This is a genomic window from Hydrogenophaga sp. PAMC20947 (assembly GCF_004795855.1).
Lineage (GTDB): Bacteria > Pseudomonadota > Gammaproteobacteria > Burkholderiales > Burkholderiaceae_C > Hydrogenophaga.
The window spans coordinates 3,080,750-3,099,185 of record NZ_CP039252.1 but is presented as its reverse complement, the minus strand read 5'-3'; the positions used below and the strand labels follow the sequence as shown (position 1 = coordinate 3,099,185).

General features: G+C 64.3%; 14 protein-coding genes. 13 read left to right on the top strand and 1 reads right to left on the bottom strand.

The features are described 5' to 3' along the window. The 8 genes from E5678_RS14035 to E5678_RS14000 all read left to right on the top strand — a co-directional run bounded on the left by E5678_RS14035 (position 1) and on the right by E5678_RS14000 (position 6,090). A complete protein-coding gene (locus E5678_RS14035) occupies positions 1-921 on the top strand; it encodes a glyoxylate/hydroxypyruvate reductase A (protein WP_136179100.1) in 921 nt (306 codons plus the stop codon). Positions 922-1,092: 171 nt separating this feature from the next. Further along, the gene (locus tag E5678_RS14030) at positions 1,093-1,884 is read left to right on the top strand and encodes a DUF4349 domain-containing protein (RefSeq protein ID WP_168708570.1); all 792 of its coding nucleotides are present in this window, start codon (positions 1,093-1,095) and stop codon (positions 1,882-1,884) included. Positions 1,885-1,909: 25 nt separating this feature from the next. Next, positions 1,910-2,821 (top strand): hydroxymethylglutaryl-CoA lyase, encoded by a 912-nt coding sequence (locus E5678_RS14025; protein WP_136179098.1) that lies wholly within the window; start codon positions 1,910-1,912, stop codon positions 2,819-2,821. 65 nt (positions 2,822-2,886) lie between these two features. Further along, positions 2,887-3,528, top strand: coding sequence for a LysE family transporter (locus tag E5678_RS14020; protein ID WP_136179097.1), 642 nt, complete (start codon positions 2,887-2,889; stop codon positions 3,526-3,528). A gap of 447 nt (positions 3,529-3,975) precedes the next feature. Then, a complete protein-coding gene (locus E5678_RS14015) occupies positions 3,976-4,509 on the top strand; it encodes a YbaK/EbsC family protein (protein ID WP_247596779.1) in 534 nt (177 codons plus the stop codon). A 3-nt stretch (positions 4,510-4,512) separates the two neighbouring features. Then, complete coding sequence (locus tag E5678_RS14010) at positions 4,513-4,734, top strand: DUF1289 domain-containing protein (RefSeq protein ID WP_136179096.1); 222 nt, start codon at positions 4,513-4,515, stop codon at positions 4,732-4,734. Positions 4,735-4,755: 21 nt separating this feature from the next. Then, on the top strand, positions 4,756-5,487 hold the full coding sequence (locus E5678_RS14005) for a 2-hydroxychromene-2-carboxylate isomerase (RefSeq protein WP_348770350.1): 732 nt from the start codon (positions 4,756-4,758) through the stop codon (positions 5,485-5,487). Positions 5,488-5,664: 177 nt separating this feature from the next. Further along, positions 5,665-6,090, top strand: coding sequence for a universal stress protein (locus tag E5678_RS14000; RefSeq protein WP_136179095.1), 426 nt, complete (start codon positions 5,665-5,667; stop codon positions 6,088-6,090). 96 nt (positions 6,091-6,186) lie between these two features. Here E5678_RS14000 and E5678_RS13995 read toward each other — a convergent pair whose 3' ends face one another. After that, positions 6,187-7,293: an ABC transporter substrate-binding protein gene (locus E5678_RS13995; protein ID WP_136179094.1), complete on the bottom strand. Its 1,107-nt coding sequence runs from the start codon at positions 7,291-7,293 to the stop codon at positions 6,187-6,189. 150 nt (positions 7,294-7,443) lie between these two features. Between E5678_RS13995 and uvrA the strand changes: the two genes are divergently transcribed. The 5 genes from uvrA (at position 7,444) to E5678_RS13970 (ending at position 18,294) form a co-directional block, all read left to right on the top strand. Continuing rightward, the gene (gene uvrA, locus E5678_RS13990; RefSeq protein ID WP_136179093.1) at positions 7,444-13,446 is read left to right on the top strand and encodes an excinuclease ABC subunit UvrA; all 6,003 of its coding nucleotides are present in this window, start codon (positions 7,444-7,446) and stop codon (positions 13,444-13,446) included. A gap of 15 nt (positions 13,447-13,461) precedes the next feature. Next, complete coding sequence (locus E5678_RS13985; RefSeq protein ID WP_136179092.1) at positions 13,462-15,519, top strand: ankyrin repeat domain-containing protein; 2,058 nt, start codon at positions 13,462-13,464, stop codon at positions 15,517-15,519. 136 nt (positions 15,520-15,655) lie between these two features. Beyond that, positions 15,656-15,883, top strand: coding sequence for a hypothetical protein (locus E5678_RS22915; RefSeq protein WP_348770349.1), 228 nt, complete (start codon positions 15,656-15,658; stop codon positions 15,881-15,883). A gap of 146 nt (positions 15,884-16,029) precedes the next feature. Then, complete coding sequence (locus E5678_RS13975; protein ID WP_136179090.1) at positions 16,030-17,466, top strand: aldehyde dehydrogenase family protein; 1,437 nt, start codon at positions 16,030-16,032, stop codon at positions 17,464-17,466. A 90-nt stretch (positions 17,467-17,556) separates the two neighbouring features. Next, entirely contained in the window at positions 17,557-18,294 is a 738-nt protein-coding gene (locus E5678_RS13970; protein WP_348770348.1) for a class I SAM-dependent methyltransferase, read from the top strand. Positions 18,295-18,436 lie beyond the last annotated feature (142 nt).

Genomic DNA, 18,436 nt, shown 5'->3' with positions numbered 1-18,436 from the left:
ATGAATATCACCTTTTGCTGTACCGGCACCAAACCTGAACCCTGGCTGAAAGGCCTGCGCGCGGCGTTTCCCGAAGCCACGGTCAACGTCTGGGCGCCTGGCGCCCCGCAGGCGGATCACGCCGTGGTGTGGGCGCCTCCTCAAGTATTTTTGGACGAGCAGCAGGCGCTCAAGGGGTTGTTCAATATCGGGGCCGGGGTGGACGCCTTGCTCAAGCTGCGCTTGCCGCCTCAAGCGAAAGTGGTTCGGCTGGACGACGCCGGCATGTCGGTGCAGATGGCCGAGTTTGTTTGCCACGCTGTGATCCGCCATTATCGGGAGCTGGATGGGTACGAGGCCGACATGGCCCAAGGGCAGTGGAGTTTTCGCAAGCCGCGTGAGCGGGCCGATTTTCCTGTGGGTGTGATGGGGCTGGGGGTGTTGGGCGAACGCGTGGCCAAGGCACTGGCCAGCTTTGAGTTCCCTGTGCATGGCTGGAGCCGCAGTCCCAAGTTGGTGGACGGTGTGGTGTGCCACAGCGGTGTCGATCATCTCAACAGTTTCCTGGCGTCTTGCCGCGTGCTGGTGAATCTGTTGCCACTGACCCCAGACACCGAAAACATTTTGAACCGCGATACGCTCTCTCGCCTGCAACCCGGGGGCTATGTGATCAATGTGGCACGTGGCGCGCATCTGGTGGACGAAGACCTGTTGTCGCTGATCGACAGCGGCCATCTGGCAGGCGCCGCGCTGGATGTGTTCCGCACAGAACCCTTGCCCGCTGAACACCCTTTCTGGACGCACCCCAAAGTCACCCTGTCACCCCACACCTCTGCGCGCACGCTGCGCAGTGAGACCATTGCCCAGATCGCGGGCAAGATCGCTGCCCTGGAGCGAGGTGAGGCCGTGGCGGGCATCGTAGACCCGGTGCGGGGCTACTGAGCGTATGAAACACCGGGTTTGTTTGGGATGCGGCGTTTGCGCAAGGGATTTCCTGCCATGAATGGTTTTTTTCGACGCCCACCGGTATGGGCTTTGGGAGGGGTGGCACTCGCTCTGGCGCTTGGCGCTTGTTCGGATCGGGCTGATCGCCCTGTCATGCGGAGCGCAGCGATGCCGGCGCCGGCCGAATCGCTGGGCAAGATGATGGCGGAGGCCCCTGCGGCTTTGTCTGCGGCGATGGACCAGGGTGGCGGTGACGCGGTGCTACAGCGCCATATTGCGGTGCGCCATGCGCTGGAGGTGGTGCTGCCTGCGGACCAGATCGCCGACGCCTGGAAAGCGGTGGCCGATACCTGCGCCCAGCTCGACTGCGAAGTGGTGTCGTCGTCCGTGCGCAAGGCGTTGCCGGATCAGCCCGGTGGCGCCGAACTGGACATGCGTGTGAACCCCAAGGATGCCCCGCAATTGCTGGGCAAACTCGAGGCGGCGGGCCGGGTGGCCTCGCACAACACCAGCAGCGAAGACAAGACCGCCCAGGTGGTCGATGTGGAGGCCCACATCAAGAACCGCACCGAGTTCCGCGACAGTCTGCGCGCCCTGTTGGTACAGGCGGGGGCCAGCCGAAAACTGTCGGACGTGCTGGAGGTGCAGCAGGCGCTGTCCCAAACCCAGGCCGAACTGGACAGCCAGGCGACCCAGCTCAAGCTGTTGATGCAGCAGACCACGCAGCAAAACGTGCAGGTTTCTTTCCGCCCAGAGGTGAGTCTGGTTCAAGGCCGGGCGGCCAACCCGATCTGGTCGGCGGTGCGCGGTGCTGGCCGGGTGATGTCGGACAGCGTGGCCGAGCTGATCACGCTGCTTGCGATTTTGCTGCCCTGGTTCCTGGTGTTGTTGCCGGTGGCCTGGATCTCCCGCCGCCTGTGGGTCAGGCGGGTGCGTTCTCGCAAGCCATCGGCCGACTGAATCGTTCATTTTTGAGAGGTATTCCATGTCTTTGCCATCCCGAGTCAAGCTGATCGATGTAGGCCCACGCGACGGCCTGCAAAACGAAAAGCAGCCAGTGCCAGCCGCTGTCAAGATCGAGCTGGTGCACCGATTGCAGGCCGCTGGCTTGAAAGAGATCGAAGTCACGAGCTATGTGAGCCCGAAGTGGGTGCCCCAGATGGCCGACAACCACGAAGTGATGGCGGGCATCACCCGCCAGCCCGGCGTGCGCTATTCGGTGCTCACGCCCAACCTCAAGGGGTTCGAGGCCGCGTTGCTCGACAAGCCCGATGAAATCGTGGTGTTTGGAGCCGCCAGCGAAGCTTTCAGCCAGAGGAACATCAACTGTTCCATCGCCGAGAGCATCCAGCGCTTTGCACCTGTGGTGGAGGCGGCCAAGGCCGCCGGCATTGCTGTTCGGGGTGCCATGAGTTGCACCGTGGGCTGCCCCTACGAAGGCGAAATCGCCCCTGAGCGCGTGGCCTACCTGGCTGGCCTGATGAAGGGCATTGGCATACAACGGGTCGATGTGGCCGACACCATCGGGGTGGGCACGCCGCTCAAGGTCAAGGCCGCGATCGAGGCGACCTTGAAACACTTCGCGCTGGGCGATGTGTCGGGCCATTTCCATGACACCTATGGCCAGGCCTTGTCCAACACGCTTGCAGCGTTGCAGATGGGGATCTGGAATTTCCAGTCATCGGTGGCGGGCTTGGGCGGTTGTCCCTATGCCAAAGGCGCTACCGGCAACGTCGCCAGCGAAGACGTGGTTTACCTGCTGCACGGCATGGGCATTGATACCGGCATCGACCTCGACGCCCTGGTGGACGCAGGCGCCTGGATCAGCGAGCAGCTGGGCCGGCCCTCAGGGTCGCGTGTGGCGCGGGCCCTGTTGGCCAAGCGGGCGATCGACTGATTTCCTGATGTCCCAAGCGCCGCGTTCAGCGCCGCTCGGTTTTGCACTTTCATCACACGCTTCTTATGGACCTCAACGTCTGGGTGGCTTTTTTTGCCGCGTCCTGGGTCATTTCCCTCTCGCCGGGTTCGGCTGCGGTGCTGTCGCTGGGCCATGGTCTGGCCTATGGTGTGCGCCACACCAGCGTGACCATCGCGGGCATGGGGCTCGGCTTGGCCCTGGTGCTGCTGGTGGCTGGCGCCGGGGTGGGCGCGCTGTTGCTGGCATCGAGCGTGGCGTTCACGGCCGTGAAGGTCCTCGGGGCGGCCTACCTGATGTGGCTGGGCTGGCAGCAGTGGCGTTCCCCGGTGTCTCTGGATGCCGTGGCGGCGACCGAGCCGCCCGTCCAACCCCACCTGCCCAGCACACGCGAGCGCTTTGCAACCGGTTTTTTGACCAATGCCACAAACCCCAAAGGCATTGTCTTCATGGTGGCGGTGTTGCCGCAGTTCATCGATCCCCTCCGCGCGCTGTGGCTGCAGCTGTTCATCTTGCTGGTGACGTCTGTCGCGGTGGAGGTGGTCGTCATGCACGGCTACGCTCTCCTTGCTTCGCGCGCTCAGCGCTGGCTGTCCACCGCCAAAGCGCGGCGCGCGCAAAACCGGGTGTTTGGCGGCGTTTTGTTCGGCATGGGCGCGGCGTTGCTGATGGTCAAACGCGCCGTATGAGCAGTGTGCCCCCACGCTCCACCGCTGCGCGGGTCGCTGCCCCCCGAGGGGGCTGACCTGGCTTGGGGCGGCCCTTCGCTGCGGTCGCTGTGCCCCCACGTTCCGCCGTTGCGCGGGTCGCTGCCCCCCGAGGGGGCTGACCTGGCTTGGGGCGGCCCTTCGCTGCGGTCGCTGTGCCCCTACGTTCCGCCTTTGCGCGGGTCGCTGCCCTCCGAGGGGGCTGACCTGGCTTGGGGCGGCCCTTCGCTGCGGTCGCTGTGCCCCTACGTTCCGCCTTTGCGCGGGTCGCTGCCCTCCGAGGGGGCTGACCTGGCTTGGGGCGGCCCTTCGCTGCGGTCTTTTGGCCCCCACGCTCCGCCGCTTCGCGGGTCGCTGCCCCTCGAGGGGGCTGGGCCTGGCTTGGGGTGGCCCTGCGCTGTGGTCGTCGCTCCACCACTGCTACCATCCATGACCATGTCTGCAAACCTTGACTTGAACGCCACCGAACGCCCCTCAGGGCTGCAACGCGTGGCCGATGCCCTGGCCGCCGCGGGCCACCCGCACGCGCCCGTGATGCTGAACGATGCCGCCCGCACGGCCCAACAGGCCGCCGATGCGCTGGGCGTGTCCCTGGGGCAGATCGCCAAGAGCATCATCTTTCGTCGCAAGTCGGACGATGTGGCCGTGCTGGTGGTGACGTCGGGCGATTTGCGTGTGGATGAAAAGAAGGTGCAGGCCCTGGTCTGCGCCGAGGGCGGCAAGCTGGGGCGTGCCGACGCCGAGTTTGTGAAGGCCAAGACCGGGTTCTCGATCGGTGGGGTGTCTCCACTGGCACACGCCACCTCGCTGGTCACCCTGATCGATCGCCAGCTCTTCCGTTTCACCGAGATCTGGGCGGCCGCGGGTCATCCCCACGGTGTGTTCCGCCTGACCCCGGACAACTTGACAACCCTGACCCGTGCACCCGTGCACGATGTCACCGAGCCCACCCAGGCACCCTGATCCATGGATCCTTTGATCAATCTGCGCGATGCGTTAGCCCAACACCCCGGGCCGGGTGTGCCCTCACCCTGCGTCTCGATCTGCGAACTGGACGAACAGCACGGTGGCTGCAAGGGCTGCTACAGAACGCTGCACGAGATTTCAGTCTGGAGCCAGCTGGACGATGCCGAAAAGCGCGAGGTGTGGGCGCGTATCGAAGCCCGCCAGATCGAACCTGCGGCCTGAAACAACCTGTTCCCCACCGCCATGACCGCGACACCTGCAGCCACTCCGCCAGTCAACCCGACACCGCCTTCTTCCGTGTTGCACGATATTCGGTTCTTCTACGACCCGATTTCGCCTTATGCCTACCTGGCCTTCGAGCGCCTGCCCGAGGCATTGCAGGGGCACAGTGTTCGGGTGCGTTACCAGCCGGTGTTGTTTGCGGCCCTGCTCAAAGCCCGTGGTCAGCTGGGCCCGGCCGAGATGCCGGGCAAGCGGGAGTGGACCTACCGGCAGGTCAGCTGGCTGGCCCACCACCACGGCGTGGCGCTGGACATGCCGGCCGAGCACCCCTTCAACCCCTTGCCGCTGCTCCGCCTGGGCCTGGCTTGTGCCATGGAGCCGTGCCCTGGGGAAACCAATCGCTGGGTGACCGAGCAGCTGATGCACCACGTCTGGCAGGGGGGGCACAGCGCGACGGATCCCGACCGGCTCGCCGCCCTGAAGGACTGTTTGCAAGAACACATGTCAGAGCGGGCGCGCCCCTGGCTGGCGCCGGACAGTGAAGTGGTCAAACAACGCCTGCGGACGAACACCGACGAAGCCCTGGCGCTGGGGTTGTTTGGTGTGCCGTCGCTGGTGTTGAACGGTCAGGTGTTCTGGGGGCTGGACGCCCTCCCCATGCTGCGAGCCTACATGGACGGTGATGCCTGGTTTGCCGCCGGCGAATGGGACCGATCTGCGGACCGGCCTGCGGCCGTGCATCGCCGCGGGTAACCGGGTGCGCCCGGTCTTGGGCGTGGACGCGCAGAAGCGTGGCGAAGCCATTTCTTGATCGGGCTCAAGGCTTTTCCCTGCATTGGGCTTACGATGGACTTGTGGTTGGAGGTGCGATGGGCGCTGGTGCCCATGGCCTTGCAATCCCAATAACAAGGAGATCCGCATGTTCAAAAAATTCTCGTTCCCACCGACGGCTCTGAGCTTGCCACCAGCGCAGCCACCACAGCAGCGCAGCTGGCCAAGTCCCAGGGTGGCCAGGTGGTGGGCGTCTATGTCATCGATCCCTTCCCCTACATCGGCATCGGCGATGCCTCGGCCGTGGCCCTGCAGGCCTACCTGAGCGAAGCCAAGAGCGCAGCAGGCAAAGCGCTGGATGCGCTGGGCAAGGTGTGCGCTGCCGAAGGCGTCCCGTTTGCCGGGGACACCATCGAGCGCAATGTGGTCTATGAAGGCGTGATCGAGACGGCGAAGGCCGAAGCATGCGACCTGATCGTGATGGCCTCGCATGGCCGCCAGGGCGTCAAGGCGCTGATACTGGGCAGTGTCGCCCAGAAGGTGTTGACCCACGCCAAAGTGCCGGTTCTGATTGTGAAGGCCTGAGCCGCTCGCCTATTCAGGGGAGCCAACCCAAATTTGGGTCTAGGGGCTAAGCAGTTGGCCGGATGCCATGGACGCATGGCGTCCGGCTTCTGCCCTTCAGCGGCGGAACTTCCCGCGCTCTCCGATGATGGATAAATCGGCGAAGTCCAGGCCGCTGTGGTCGGTGGGTGAGTAGTCAATGCTCAAACCGCCCAGATCGTATGGCCGCATGGTTTCCAAAGCTTTGGCCACGCCGGCGCGGGTGGGCTTGCTGCCAGCGCGGCGCAATCCTTCGACCAATACCTTGGCCGCCGCAAAACCCTCCAGCATGGCTGGGCTGATCTCTGCGAGCTTGCGCTCCTTGGCGAGGCTGCGAGCCTCGTTGACCATGGCGTAGGCTGATGAACGTTCGCTGGGATAGACCTGGCTCACGATGACACCGTGGCTGTATTCGCCCAGACTCTTGATGAAACCCGAAGAAGCATTGTTGGAGAGGGTCACGATCTGGGCGGTCGAGCCTGCTTTGCGCAGCGCGCTCACGCCGTTGGAGACCGCCGTGCCCGATGCGATCCACACAACGGCCTGAACATTGGCTTTCACCAGCTCCGGGATGATGGCGTCGAAGTCGGGTTTCGCGCGATCGGCTGCGATCACGATCGAGGGCTGGAGCTTGGCCTTGTCGAAGCCCTTTTGCGCGCCGGCAATGGCGTCTTTGCCGAAAGAGTCATCGGCATGAACGATGCCGATTCGGTTAAAGCCGATAGATGTGAGAAAGGCCACCGACTTTTCTGCTTCGCGCTGGTAAGTGGCGCGCACGTTAAAAACCCAGGGGTTGACCGGCTCGTGCAAGACCATGGCCCCGGTTGACGGGCCGATCAGAGGCACGCCATTTTTTTCCAGCAGCGGAAACAAGGCTTGGTTGTGGGGGGTTCCGCGTGTCAAGAACATGGCCAGAACCTTGCGCTCTTCCATCAGAATGCGCCCGTTTTCAGCCGTGATCTTGGGGTCAAAGTTGTCATCGAGTGAAACCAGCTCGATCTTTTGCCCATTGACCCCGCCTTTGGCGTTGACGGCGTCGATGTAGAGCAGGGCGCCATCGGTGGTCTCTTTGACCCCCGCCGCCACTGGCCCGGAAAACCCGGCCGTCTGCCCAATCAGCAGCTGGGCTTGAGTTGCGCCCACAGCCGCGACCAGGGCAAGCCCCAAGACGATGTTCTTCAGCATGAATGTCTCCTCTATTTTTTTCAGTTTACCGGCTAGGGATCCACCATGGTTTGTTCCATATGACCGGCGGGATATCCCCAGAGACAGCCGGTTGAACCGGCTTGCCTAGAATGTTTGGGCTCAGTCAATTGACCTTAGAAAGTGTTCTGCATGTCACAGGGACAGATTCGCATCCGCGGCGCGCGCCAGCACAACCTCAAAAATCTGGACCTCGATATCCGAACCGGGGAGCTGACGGTGGTGACCGGACCCAGCGGGTCGGGCAAGTCCAGCCTGGTGTTTGACACCTTGTTTGCCGAGGGCCAGCGGCGCTATGTGGAAACTTTCAGCGCCTACGCGCGCCAGTTTCTGGACCGCATGGACAAGCCGGCCGTGGACCGGGTTGATGGCGTGCCACCAGCGATTGCCATCGATCAGACCAACCCGGTCCGGTCGTCCCGCTCCACCGTGGGCACGATGACCGAGCTGAACGACCACCTGAAGCTGCTTTTTGCCCGCGGTGCCGATCTGTTTGACCGGCAGACGGCGCTGCCCGTGCGGCACGATTCGCCCGAGTCGATCTACGCCGAGTTGCGCCAGCGTGCCGCTGCGCTCAACGATCCGCGTCTGGTGGTGACTTTCCCCGTGGAGCTGCCGGCCAGCACCACGGCGGAAGAAATCGAACAATGGCTGTCTGCCAGCGGTTACACCCGGGTGCAGGCGGAGCGCGTGGTGCAACGGGCGGTGCGCCCGGAGCCCGAGGGCAAAGGCAAGGCCAAGGCTAAAGTCAAGAAGCCTGTCGACGGCATCGAGTCGGTCAAGGTGCTGGATGTGGTGGCCGACCGCTTCCGCATCGGCACCGCCGAGCAAGTGCGGGTGATGGAGGCCATCGAGGCGGGCCTGAAGCGTGGTGGCGGCAAGCTGATGGTGTACGTATTGGGTGCGCCCGATGCGGTGGAGGGAGCGGAGGCAGCCGAGCCCGAAATCTGGCGTTTTTCGACCGGTTTGCACTGCCCGGAAAGCGATATTCGCTACAGCGATCCCACGCCGTCGATGTTTTCGTTCAACTCGGCCGTGGGTGCCTGTGAAACCTGTCGTGGCTTCGGACGTGTGATCGGTGTCGATTACGGCCTGGTGATTCCCAACGACAAGCTCACCCTGCGGGGCGGCGCGATCAAGATCTTCCAGACGCCGGCCTGGAAAGAGGCACAAGACGATCTGATGCGCCACGCCGAAGCCGCGGGCATTCCCCGCGACACGCCCTGGAACAAACTCTCGCCCGAGCAACAGCATTGGGTGAAGGCGGGCTCGCCGAACTGGAATGGCAAGTGGAACCAGCAGTGGTTTGGTATCGCGCGCTTCTTCGAATACCTGGAGAGCAAAGCCTACAAGATGCACATCCGGGTGCTCTTGTCCAAATACCGCAGCTACACCGAATGCCCGGTTTGCCACGGCGCTCGGCTGAAGACCGACAGCCTGTTGTGGCGCATCGGCACAAAGGCACACGCAGACGCGGTGTTGCCGCCCGAGAAGCGCTACCTGCCTGCCGGTGTGGCATGGCATCGCGCACAACTCGAAGCCCTGCCGGGCCTGTGCCTGCACGACCTGATGTTGTTGCCGCTGGACCGGTTGCGAACGTTCTTTGGCGCGCTGGGTGACACCCTGGCCTTTGGCGGGGCAGATGGCACTGGGGCCGGTCAGGCCCTGGCGCTGCGCCTGCTGTTTGAAGAAATCAACACCCGGCTGCGCTACCTGAGTGATGTGGGCATTGGTTACCTCACGCTGGACCGCCAGAGCCGCACGCTCAGCGGCGGAGAAGTGCAGCGCATCAACCTCACGACCGCACTCGGTACCTCGCTGGTGAACACGCTGTTTGTGCTGGACGAGCCCAGCATCGGCCTGCATCCGCGGGATATGGCACGCATCAACAGCGCCATGCTGCGGCTGCGCGACGCCGGCAACACGCTGGTGGTGGTCGAGCACGATCCGGCTGTGATGCTGGCCGCAGACCGACTGATCGACATGGGCCCCGGCCCAGGCGAGCGCGGCGGGCAGATCGTGTTTGACGGCACGCCTGAAGGCATCCGCCATGCCGACACGCTGACCGGCGCGTACCTGGGGGGGCGCAAGCAGGTGGGCATGGGTTTCAAGCGCATGGTGACCGACAGCACGCCGCGTCTCATTCTCGAAGGTGCGCGCGAGCACAACCTGCAAAACGTCACGGTGGATTTCCCTTTGCAGCGCCTGGTGGTGGTCACAGGTGTGTCGGGTTCGGGCAAATCCAGTTTGATTCAAGACGTGCTGGCGCCCGCACTGTTGCGCCACTTTGGCAAGTCCACCGACACGCCCGGCGCGCACGACCGCCTGCTCGGTGCCGACTTCCTGAGCGAAGTGGTATTCGTGGACCAGTCGCCCATCGGCAAGACGGCGCGCTCCAACCCGGTGAGCTATGTGGGCGCATGGGACGGCATCCGCGCGCTGTTCGCCGATGCCCCGCTGTCGCGCCAGCGCAGCTACACCGCGAGCAAGTTCAGCTTCAACGGCGGTGACGGCCGCTGCCCGACTTGCGGTGGATCGGGTTTTGAGCACGTGGAAATGCAGTTTCTGAGCGATGTGTACCTGCGTTGCCCCGATTGCGATGGACAGCGCTACCGGCCCGAGGTGCTCGAGGTTCGCATCGAGCGCGGCGGGCGCCTGATGAATGTGGCCGAGGTGCTGGGGCTCACGGTAAGCGAAGCCGCTCAGCTGTTCAGCAACGACCGCGAAGTGATCCGGACCCTGCAGCCCATCGTGGACGTGGGGCTGGAGTACGTGAAGCTGGGCCAGCCTGTGCCCACGCTGTCGGGCGGCGAAGCCCAGCGGCTGAAGCTGGCGGGCTTTCTGGCGGCGGCGGCCAAGTCGACCACGGCCAGCCGGCAAAGCGTTGCCAAAAAGGGCACGCTGTTCATGTTCGATGAGCCCACCACGGGCCTGCATTTCGACGACATCGCCAAGCTGATGCGCAGCCTGCGCCGACTTCTGGAGGCGGGCCATTCGCTGGTGGTGATCGAACACAACCTGGACGTGATCCGCTCGGCCGACTGGCTGATCGATCTGGGCCCCGAGGGCGGGGAAGGCGGTGGCCTGATCGTGGCCGAAGGGCCACCCGAGGAAGTGCGCAAGCACCCCACCAGCCACACGGCGCGCTCGCTGCGCGAATATGCGCTGTCGATGGGCGAGATGCACGAAGCGGCCGAGGGGCGCTTGGCCCGCTATGCGGCGCCCGCAGCGTTGCCGCCCGCCAAAGCCCGGCCTGTATCTTCGGCACCCAACGCGATCCGCATCATCAATGCCAAAGAGCACAACCTCAAGAACTTGAGCGTGGATATTCCGCGCGGGCAGTTCAACGTGATTTCTGGCGTGAGCGGGTCGGGCAAGTCCACGCTGGCCTTTGACATCTTGTTCAACGAGGGCCAGCGTCGTTATCTGGAGAGTTTGAACGCGTACGCGCGCAGCATTGTGCAGCCGGCGGGTCGGCCCGAAGTGGATGCCGTCTATGGCATTCCGCCCACGGTGGCCATTGAGCAGCGCCTCAGCCGAGGCGGGCGCAAGAGCACGGTGGGCACGACCACCGAGGTCTGGCATTTCCTGCGCCTGCTGTATGTGAAGCTGGGCACACAGCACTGTGTGCACGATGGAGCGGCCGTGATGCCGCAAAGCCCGGAGAGCATCGCTGCAGCGGTGATGCGGCGCTACAAAGGGCAGCGCATTGGCCTGCTCTCGCCACTGGTGGTGAACCGCAAGGGCGTCTACACCGAGCTGGCCGACTGGGCGCGCCCGCGTGGGTATACACACCTTCGGGTGGATGGCGAGTTTTTGCCCACCACGGGTTTTCCGCGCATCGACCGGTTCAAGGAGCACACGATCGAGTTGCCCGTGGCCGATGGCCTGGTGGACCCCAGCAAAGAGGCCTGGTTGCGTGAGCAACTGGGTAAGGCGCTGGAGCTGGGCAAGGGGCAAGTGCATATCCTGAGCGAGCTGGACGGTCTGGCCGAGGCCATGGAGACTGGGGAGTCCACGAAGAACATCGGCAGGCTGGAAGCGTTTTCCACCACCCGCGCATGCCCGGTGTGCGCTACCAGCTACCCCGAGCTTGATCCACGCCTGTTCTCGTACAACAGCAAACACGGCTGGTGCCCCGATTGCGTGGGCACCGGGCTGGCGCTCACCCGCGAGCAGCGCAAGGTCATGGACGACTCGGTGCGCGACGACAAGGAAAAAGGCCGCGAGCAGAGCTTTGCCGAGCCCGATGTTGAGGTGGCGGATGACGCGCCTTGCCCCACCTGTTCGGGCACCCGCCTCAATGCCCAGGCGCGAGCGGTGCGCTTTGGCGCCAACCCCGAGATCGACCAGAAGGGCATGGGCATCACGGAGGTGGCGCGCATGGCCGTGAACGATGTTCGGCGCTGGGTGCAGAGTCTGATGCAGGGCTCGGTGCTCACGCAGCGCGAGGCCGATATCGCCCGCGACCTGCTGCCCGAAATCGAAAGCCGCCTGGCTTTCCTGGAAGAAGTGGGCCTGAACTACCTCACGCTGGACCGCGGTGCGCCCACGCTCAGCGGCGGTGAAGCCCAGCGCATCCGCCTGGCCGCCCAGCTCGGCAGCAACCTGCAAGGCGTTTGCTATGTGCTCGATGAGCCCACCATCGGGCTGCATGCGCGGGACAACGCCATCTTGCTCAACGCCTTGCACAAGCTGGGCGCCATGGGCAACACGCTGGTGGTGGTGGAGCACGACGAAGACACCATCCGCCGTGCCGACCACATCATCGACATCGGCCCCAGCGCCGGCAAGCGGGGTGGCCGCGTGGTGGCCCAAGGCACGGTGGCCGACCTGTCGGCCAACCCCGAGTCGGTCACGGGTCGCTACCTGCTGCATGCCATGAAGCACCCGCTGCAGGACAGAAGAGCGGTGTCGCACGAATCGGATGCTGCCTCGCCAGACGCTCAGGGCCCGGACGCAGAAACCACCCCAGCGGTGCAGCAAGGTGAGAAACGCCAAAGCAAAGCCGCCAAGGCCGCCGCGGCGAGGGCCGCTTTGGCGGCAGCGGCGGCGGCTGCGCCTGTGCGGGGCAACCACTGGATTGAAGTCAAACGCGCCCATTTGCACAACTTGCAGAACCTGGACGCCGAAGTGCCCCTGCAACGCCTGGTGGTGGTCACCGGGGTCTCCGGATCGGGCAAATCCACCTTGGCGCGTGATGTCTTGCTCACCAACGTGGCCGAGGCCGTCAGCCGGCGCAGCACGTTCGCGGGTCGCCAGGCCTGGGACGCGGGCGAGCGCCCCAGCTGGGCCGGGTGCGACAAGGTGCTGGGCACCGAGGTGGTGGACCGGGTGCTGGAAGTCGACCAGACCCCCATCGGAAAGACCCCGCGCTCATGCCCTGCGACCTATATCGGTTTTTGGGACACCGTGCGCAAGCTGTTTGCCGACACGCTGGAAGCCAAGGCGCGCGGCTATGGTCCAGGCCGTTTCAGCTTCAACACGGGTGAAGGCCGCTGCCCCGGCTGTGAAGGCCAGGGCATGCGCACCATCGAAATGAGCTTCCTGCCCGATGTGAAGGTGCCTTGCGAGGTCTGCCATGGCGCGCGATTCAACCCCGAAACGATGGCCGTGAGCTGGAAGGGCAAGAGCATTGGCGACGTGCTGCAGATGGAGGTGGACGAGGCGGTGGACTTCTTCGCCTCCATGCCCAACATCGCTCACCCGCTGCAACTGCTGAAAGACGTGGGCCTCGGCTACCTCACGCTGGGCCAGCCCAGCCCCACGCTCAGCGGAGGCGAGGCACAACGCATCAAGCTGGTGACAGAGCTCAGCAAAGTGCGCGACGATGTGACCCGGCGCGGGCAGAAACCGCCGCACACGCTTTACGTGCTCGACGAGCCCACGGTCGGCCTGCACATGGCCGATGTGGAGAAACTCATCCGTGTGCTACACCGGTTGGTAGACGGTGGCCACAGCGTGGTGGTGATTGAGCACGACCTCGATGTGATGGCCGAAGCCGACTGGATCATCGACCTGGGCCCGGAAGGCGGGTCGGGGGGCGGTCAGATTGTGGCAGCGGCCACACCCGATGAAGTGGTTCGGCTGGGCACACACACTGGGTGTGTGCTGGCGCCGGTCCTGGCGCGTTAACAGAGGAACACCGATTTGAGTTTGAAGCCATCACAACGCAGCACCCGAGCCGGCTCAGGGGCCGGGTTTTTGACCCTGTTCACCCTGATCTGGAACGCCATGGTCTGGGGGCTGCTGGTGCCCGACCAGGGTGCCCCGGTCTGGTTCAAGGCGGTGTTTGTCGTCGCCGGCGCGCTGGTGGCGTGGGCCACCATCGTGTCGTGGCGAGATCGCTTGCGCGGGGGCGGTGTGAGCCTGCGGCTGGAGGAGGACCCGGTGCCCCACGGCGTACCCACCACGGCGTACTTCACCCTGCGCAAGCCGTTGGCCCTGCAGATCTGGACGCTGGACGTGGTGCTCGACACCGCCAAGGGCCCGCAAAGCGGATTCGGCCGGGTGTGGGAGGGCAGCTTCCCTGCGACCACCGTGCCTTCGGTGGTGGCGGGCGAGATCGTGGTTCAGGACGTGAAGGTTGAGTTCAACCTGCCGGCCGACTTGCCCAGCACGCAAGACAAGGACTTTCGCGCCACGCTGGTGCTCAAAGGGGATGATCTCAGCTGGCAATTTGATTTCCAGACCCGTCCTGGGACGGCGACTGAGCTGACATTTCACAGCGACGAGCGGGCTTGGGGATCGGCCCCGATTGAAAGCCCCCGTGAAGCCGCTGACGCCCAGAGCGGGCAATTGGGCCGAGGCGGCCGACTGGCCCGGCTGGTCTGGGTGCGCCGTGGCGTGCAGTTGCTGACCTGGGGTGTTTTTGCCTGGTTTGCCTGGGATTTTGTGCAGCCCGTTCTGCGCGAAGTACCGGCGATCAGCCGCTTTGTGACGGAAATCTGGTCGCAAGGGCGTGCTGAAAAATCGAAAGTACTGGGTCACACGGTACGCACGCCGGCAGGCGAAGGGCTCAACGCCGAAGGAGACACCTCGGCGTTTCCCATCACCATCAGCAACTGGCTCATCGATGACTGGCGCTACCGCGCCCACCTGGAGGGCACGGCGCAGGTGCAGCAGGGCACTTTGCGTGTGCGCATTGACCGTCTGCAGCTCATGCCGGTCAACGCCTGCAAAGGGCCAGACGATTGCCAGATCACCGGTGTGGGGCTGCTGCTGAGCCAGGACGCTGGTGGCAGCTTTCACACCCTGTCCCAGAGCGAAAACCTGCCGTGGACGGTGAACCTGGGCGAGGTGGGGCGCGCCGTTCTGCGGAACGGTGAGTTTGTATTGCCGTTGCCCAAGGCCGTGCCTGCCACCGGCGATGTGCGCTTGAAACTGGTGGTGCAAGCGGCGCGCAAAGACCCGGAGACGGGCAAAGCGAGTGCGAGCTGGGTTTATCCGTCGCATGGAAACCACCTGGCGTTGCAGGCGGCGCTGATGGAAGCCGGTCAGACATTGGCGGAACCCTGTGATCAGCTGCTCACGGCACAGGCGGCGGTGCAAGCCAGTTGCCACGCGCGGCTGGCCGTGCTGATGGGCGGTTCCATGCCCTTTTCTCAGCAGGCACTGGACGGTCTCCTGATCGAAGCGATCCTGCATTTCAATGCGGAGTCGGTGCCGCTGTTGCTGGAGGCGGGCGCCAGTGCCAACGCCACCCAGTCGAGCCGCCCGAGTCATTCCGCTCTGGGGTTGGCGGCGGCTGGCAATCAGATGGAAACGGTGCGTTTGCTGGTGGCGGCCGGGGCGGATGTCAATCACCAAGCGGAAAACGATCAGCAGCAGATCGTGACACCCCTGACCCAGGCCCTGCGGCGCGATGCAGCACTTGCCGTGGCGCAGTTGCTGCAGGCTGGCGCTTCGTTGCACAACAACGACCTCAATGGCTGGACTGTGATGCACATCGCCGCTTTCGAGGGCGCCACCGAGAGCATGGCAGCGCTTGTCGAAGCGGGTGGCAATGTGAATCAAAAGACCGCTGCCTACCGGCAGCAGACCGCGTTCCACACCGCGCTCCAGTTCGCGCCGCTGGCCACGATCGAAACCATGTTGTCGGCAGGTGCCGACACCCGCATCGCCGATGACCAAGGTGAAAACGCCTGCGGCTGGGCCAAGTTCTTTCACCGCTCGGCGCCCATACAGGCACTGGTGTGCGGCGCTTGAGGTTTTTTCCGCTATGCCGCCGCCTGACCACCAAGTCATCCACATTCATGTGGCTGCGCCCACCAAACCCGCATGGGGCGCAACCTGCAATGGCTGTGGCGTATGTTGTCTTGCCGAGCCCTGCCCGTTGGGGCAGGTGATTTCCCGCAAGCGAACGGGGGCTTGCGATGCGTTGCGCTGGGACGAGGCGGCTGCCCTGTACCGGTGTGGCGTATTGAGTGACACAGCGGGTCTGCTGGGGTCCCGGTGGCATTGGGCGGCCCCGGTGTTGCGCCGACTGGCGCAGCGCTGGATCGCTGCTGGGGTGGGGTGCGATGCCACGGTGGTGGTGGACGCCAATGCCCGAAAAACAGAAGGCGTTTGAGCAAAAGCGACTGAGCGGTCGGTGAATTGTGTTTACGATGTGTTGATTGATGGGGAACACAGCCCGGCCGTGGTTTCGGCCGCGCCATGCACTGCGGTGTTGTCCCATGAACCCCATTTTTTCAACGAATCCAGGAGACATTCCCCATGAAAGACTTGCTCAAGTTTTATATCAACGGCGCCTGGGTGGCCCCTCAAGAAACCCTGCGTGCACACGACGTGGTGGATCCATCGACCGAAGCCGTGGTGGCCCGCATTGCACTGGGTTCCGCCGCCGATGTGGACACAGCAGTGAAAGCCGCACAGGCCGCTTTCACCTCCTTCTCCCAGACCACCGTGGCCGAGCGTTCGGCTTTGCTGGAGCGCGTGATCGAGGAATACATGAAGCGTTACGCCGACATTGCGGCGGCCATTTCCATGGAAATGGGTGCGCCTGCCGCGCTGGCCAAGACCGGGCAGGCGGGCATCGGCGTGGCCCATCTGAAGACGGCGCTGGCGGTGTTGAAAAGCTATGCCTTCGAAGAAGTGCGTGGCACCACGCTGTTGCGCAAAGAGCCGATTGGCGTGTGCGGTTTCATCACCCCCTGGAACTGGCCAACGAACCAGGTGATGTGCAAAGTGGCACCGGCTTTGGCCACAGGCTGCACCATGGTGCTCAAGCCTTCTGAAATGGCCCCGCTGTCGGCCCAGATTCTGGCCGAAGTGATGGACGCCGCTGGCGTGCCTGCCGGTGTCTTCAACATGATCAACGGCGACGGACCCGGCGTCGGATCGGCCATCGCCAGCCACCCGGGCATTGATCTGGTGTCGTTCACCGGCTCTACGCGTGCGGGCATTGCCGTGGCGCAGGCCGCCGCACCCACCGTCAAGCGTGTGCACCAGGAGCTGGGCGGCAAGTCACCCAACATCATCCTGCCCGATGCCGACATCGCCAAGGCGGTGACCGGCGGTATTCGTGCAGTGATGAACAACTCAGGCCAGTCGTGCAATGCACCCACCCGCATGCTGGTGCCCAATGCGTTCAAGGCAGAGGCTTTGGCAGCGGCCAAGGCCGCCGCAGAAAAGGTCACCGTGGGGGCTCCTGACAGTGGCGCCATCATCGGACCCGTGGTGTCCAAGGCGCAGTGGAACAAGATTCAGGGCCTGATCCAGACCGGTCTGGACGAAGGCGCCACCTTGGTGACCGGCGGCGTGGGCAAGCCCGAAGGCCTGGACAAGGGCTACTTCGTGAAGCCCACGGTGCTGGCCGATGTGACCAACCAGATGACCGTGGCGCGCGAAGAAATCTTTGGCCCGGTGCTGGTGATCATCGGCTACGACACCCTGGACGAAGCCGTGGCCATCGCCAACGACACGCCCTATGGCCTGGCCGCCTACATCTCTGGCACCGACACCGCGACCCTGCACAGCGTGGCCAATCGTTTGCGGGCCGGCCAGGTGATCCTCAACAACGCCGGGGTGGACATGATGGCGCCGTTTGGTGGCTTCAAGCAGTCGGGCAATGGCCGTGAGTGGGGCGACGTGGCCTTTGGTGAATTCCTGGAAGCCAAGGCGGTCCTGGGGCATTCGCCAGCCGCAGCCTGATCCTCGGGCGCACCAATGTCTGTTCGCACTTGGGAAACGGTGTGAACAGACCCCAATCGCTGCGCACCGATTGACGCCACAATGGGTGCCATGTCACTGATTTGGCCCCTTCCCGCATTGCTCACCTGGGCGTTGGCCTGGGCCGTGTACCTGCTGCTCATGGGCGGGTTGGGCTTGGGCAGCCTGGTGGCCTTTGGACTCGCCTTGCTGGTGTCCGCAGCATTGGCCTGGACTGGGCGCACGCCCTGGCGGCGTGTGTTCATGGTCGCGGGTTTTCCGCTCTCGCTGTGGGCCAGCGGCGCGGCTCTGGGCTGGCCCGCCTGGGCGTGGTTGTTGCCCTTGCTGGCGTTGCTGGTGCTCTACCCCCTCAACACCTGGCGCGATGCGCCGCTGTTCCCCACGCCTTCGTTGGCCCTCCAGGGCTTGGCCGAGGCCGTGTCTCTGCCGGCCGGCGGGCGGGTGGCCGATGCGGGTTGTGGTCTGGGCGCAGGTTTGATCGAACTGCACCGGGTCTACCCGCAAGCCCATCTGGTGGGGCTGGAGTGGAGCTGGCCGCTCACGCTGTTGTGCCGGTTGCGTTGCCGGTTTGCCCAGGTGCGGCGGGCCGATATCTGGGCCGAAGACTGGTCGGCCTTTGACATGGTGTACCTGTTTCAACGGCCGGAGAGCATGGCGCGCGCCATGGACAAGGCCGCACGCGAATGGCCCGCAGGACGGTGGCTGGTGAGCCTGGAGTTCGAGGCCACAGGCTACCGGCCCACTGCGCGCCTGGAGGCGGTGGATGGCAAGCCGGTCTGGCTGTACCAGACGCCGTTTCACCCCGCCTGAGTGCCCTGCGGGGACCCGTCCAACCGGGCGTTCTGCCTTTTCAAGGTGGCTGCACCGTTTCGATCGACCTTGCGCAGGATCAATACATTCGCTCGGTTTCCTTTTAATATGTCTATTTGCGCATATTTAAATAATCGGAGCC

Coding starts and splice junctions, on each gene's coding strand:
- E5678_RS14035 (WP_136179100.1), top strand. CDS start 1: ATGAATATCACCTTTTGCTGTACCGGCACCAAACCTGAACCCTGGCTG.
- E5678_RS14030 (WP_168708570.1), top strand. CDS start 1,093: ATGCCGGCGCCGGCCGAATCGCTGGGCAAGATGATGGCGGAGGCCCCT.
- E5678_RS14025 (WP_136179098.1), top strand. CDS start 1,910: ATGTCTTTGCCATCCCGAGTCAAGCTGATCGATGTAGGCCCACGCGAC.
- E5678_RS14020 (WP_136179097.1), top strand. CDS start 2,887: ATGGACCTCAACGTCTGGGTGGCTTTTTTTGCCGCGTCCTGGGTCATT.
- E5678_RS14015 (WP_247596779.1), top strand. CDS start 3,976: ATGACCATGTCTGCAAACCTTGACTTGAACGCCACCGAACGCCCCTCA.
- E5678_RS14010 (WP_136179096.1), top strand. CDS start 4,513: ATGGATCCTTTGATCAATCTGCGCGATGCGTTAGCCCAACACCCCGGG.
- E5678_RS14005 (WP_348770350.1), top strand. CDS start 4,756: ATGACCGCGACACCTGCAGCCACTCCGCCAGTCAACCCGACACCGCCT.
- E5678_RS13995 (WP_136179094.1), bottom strand. CDS start 7,293: ATGCTGAAGAACATCGTCTTGGGGCTTGCCCTGGTCGCGGCTGTGGGC.
- uvrA (WP_136179093.1), top strand. CDS start 7,444: ATGTCACAGGGACAGATTCGCATCCGCGGCGCGCGCCAGCACAACCTC.
- E5678_RS13975 (WP_136179090.1), top strand. CDS start 16,030: ATGAAAGACTTGCTCAAGTTTTATATCAACGGCGCCTGGGTGGCCCCT.
- E5678_RS13970 (WP_348770348.1), top strand. CDS start 17,557: ATGTCACTGATTTGGCCCCTTCCCGCATTGCTCACCTGGGCGTTGGCC.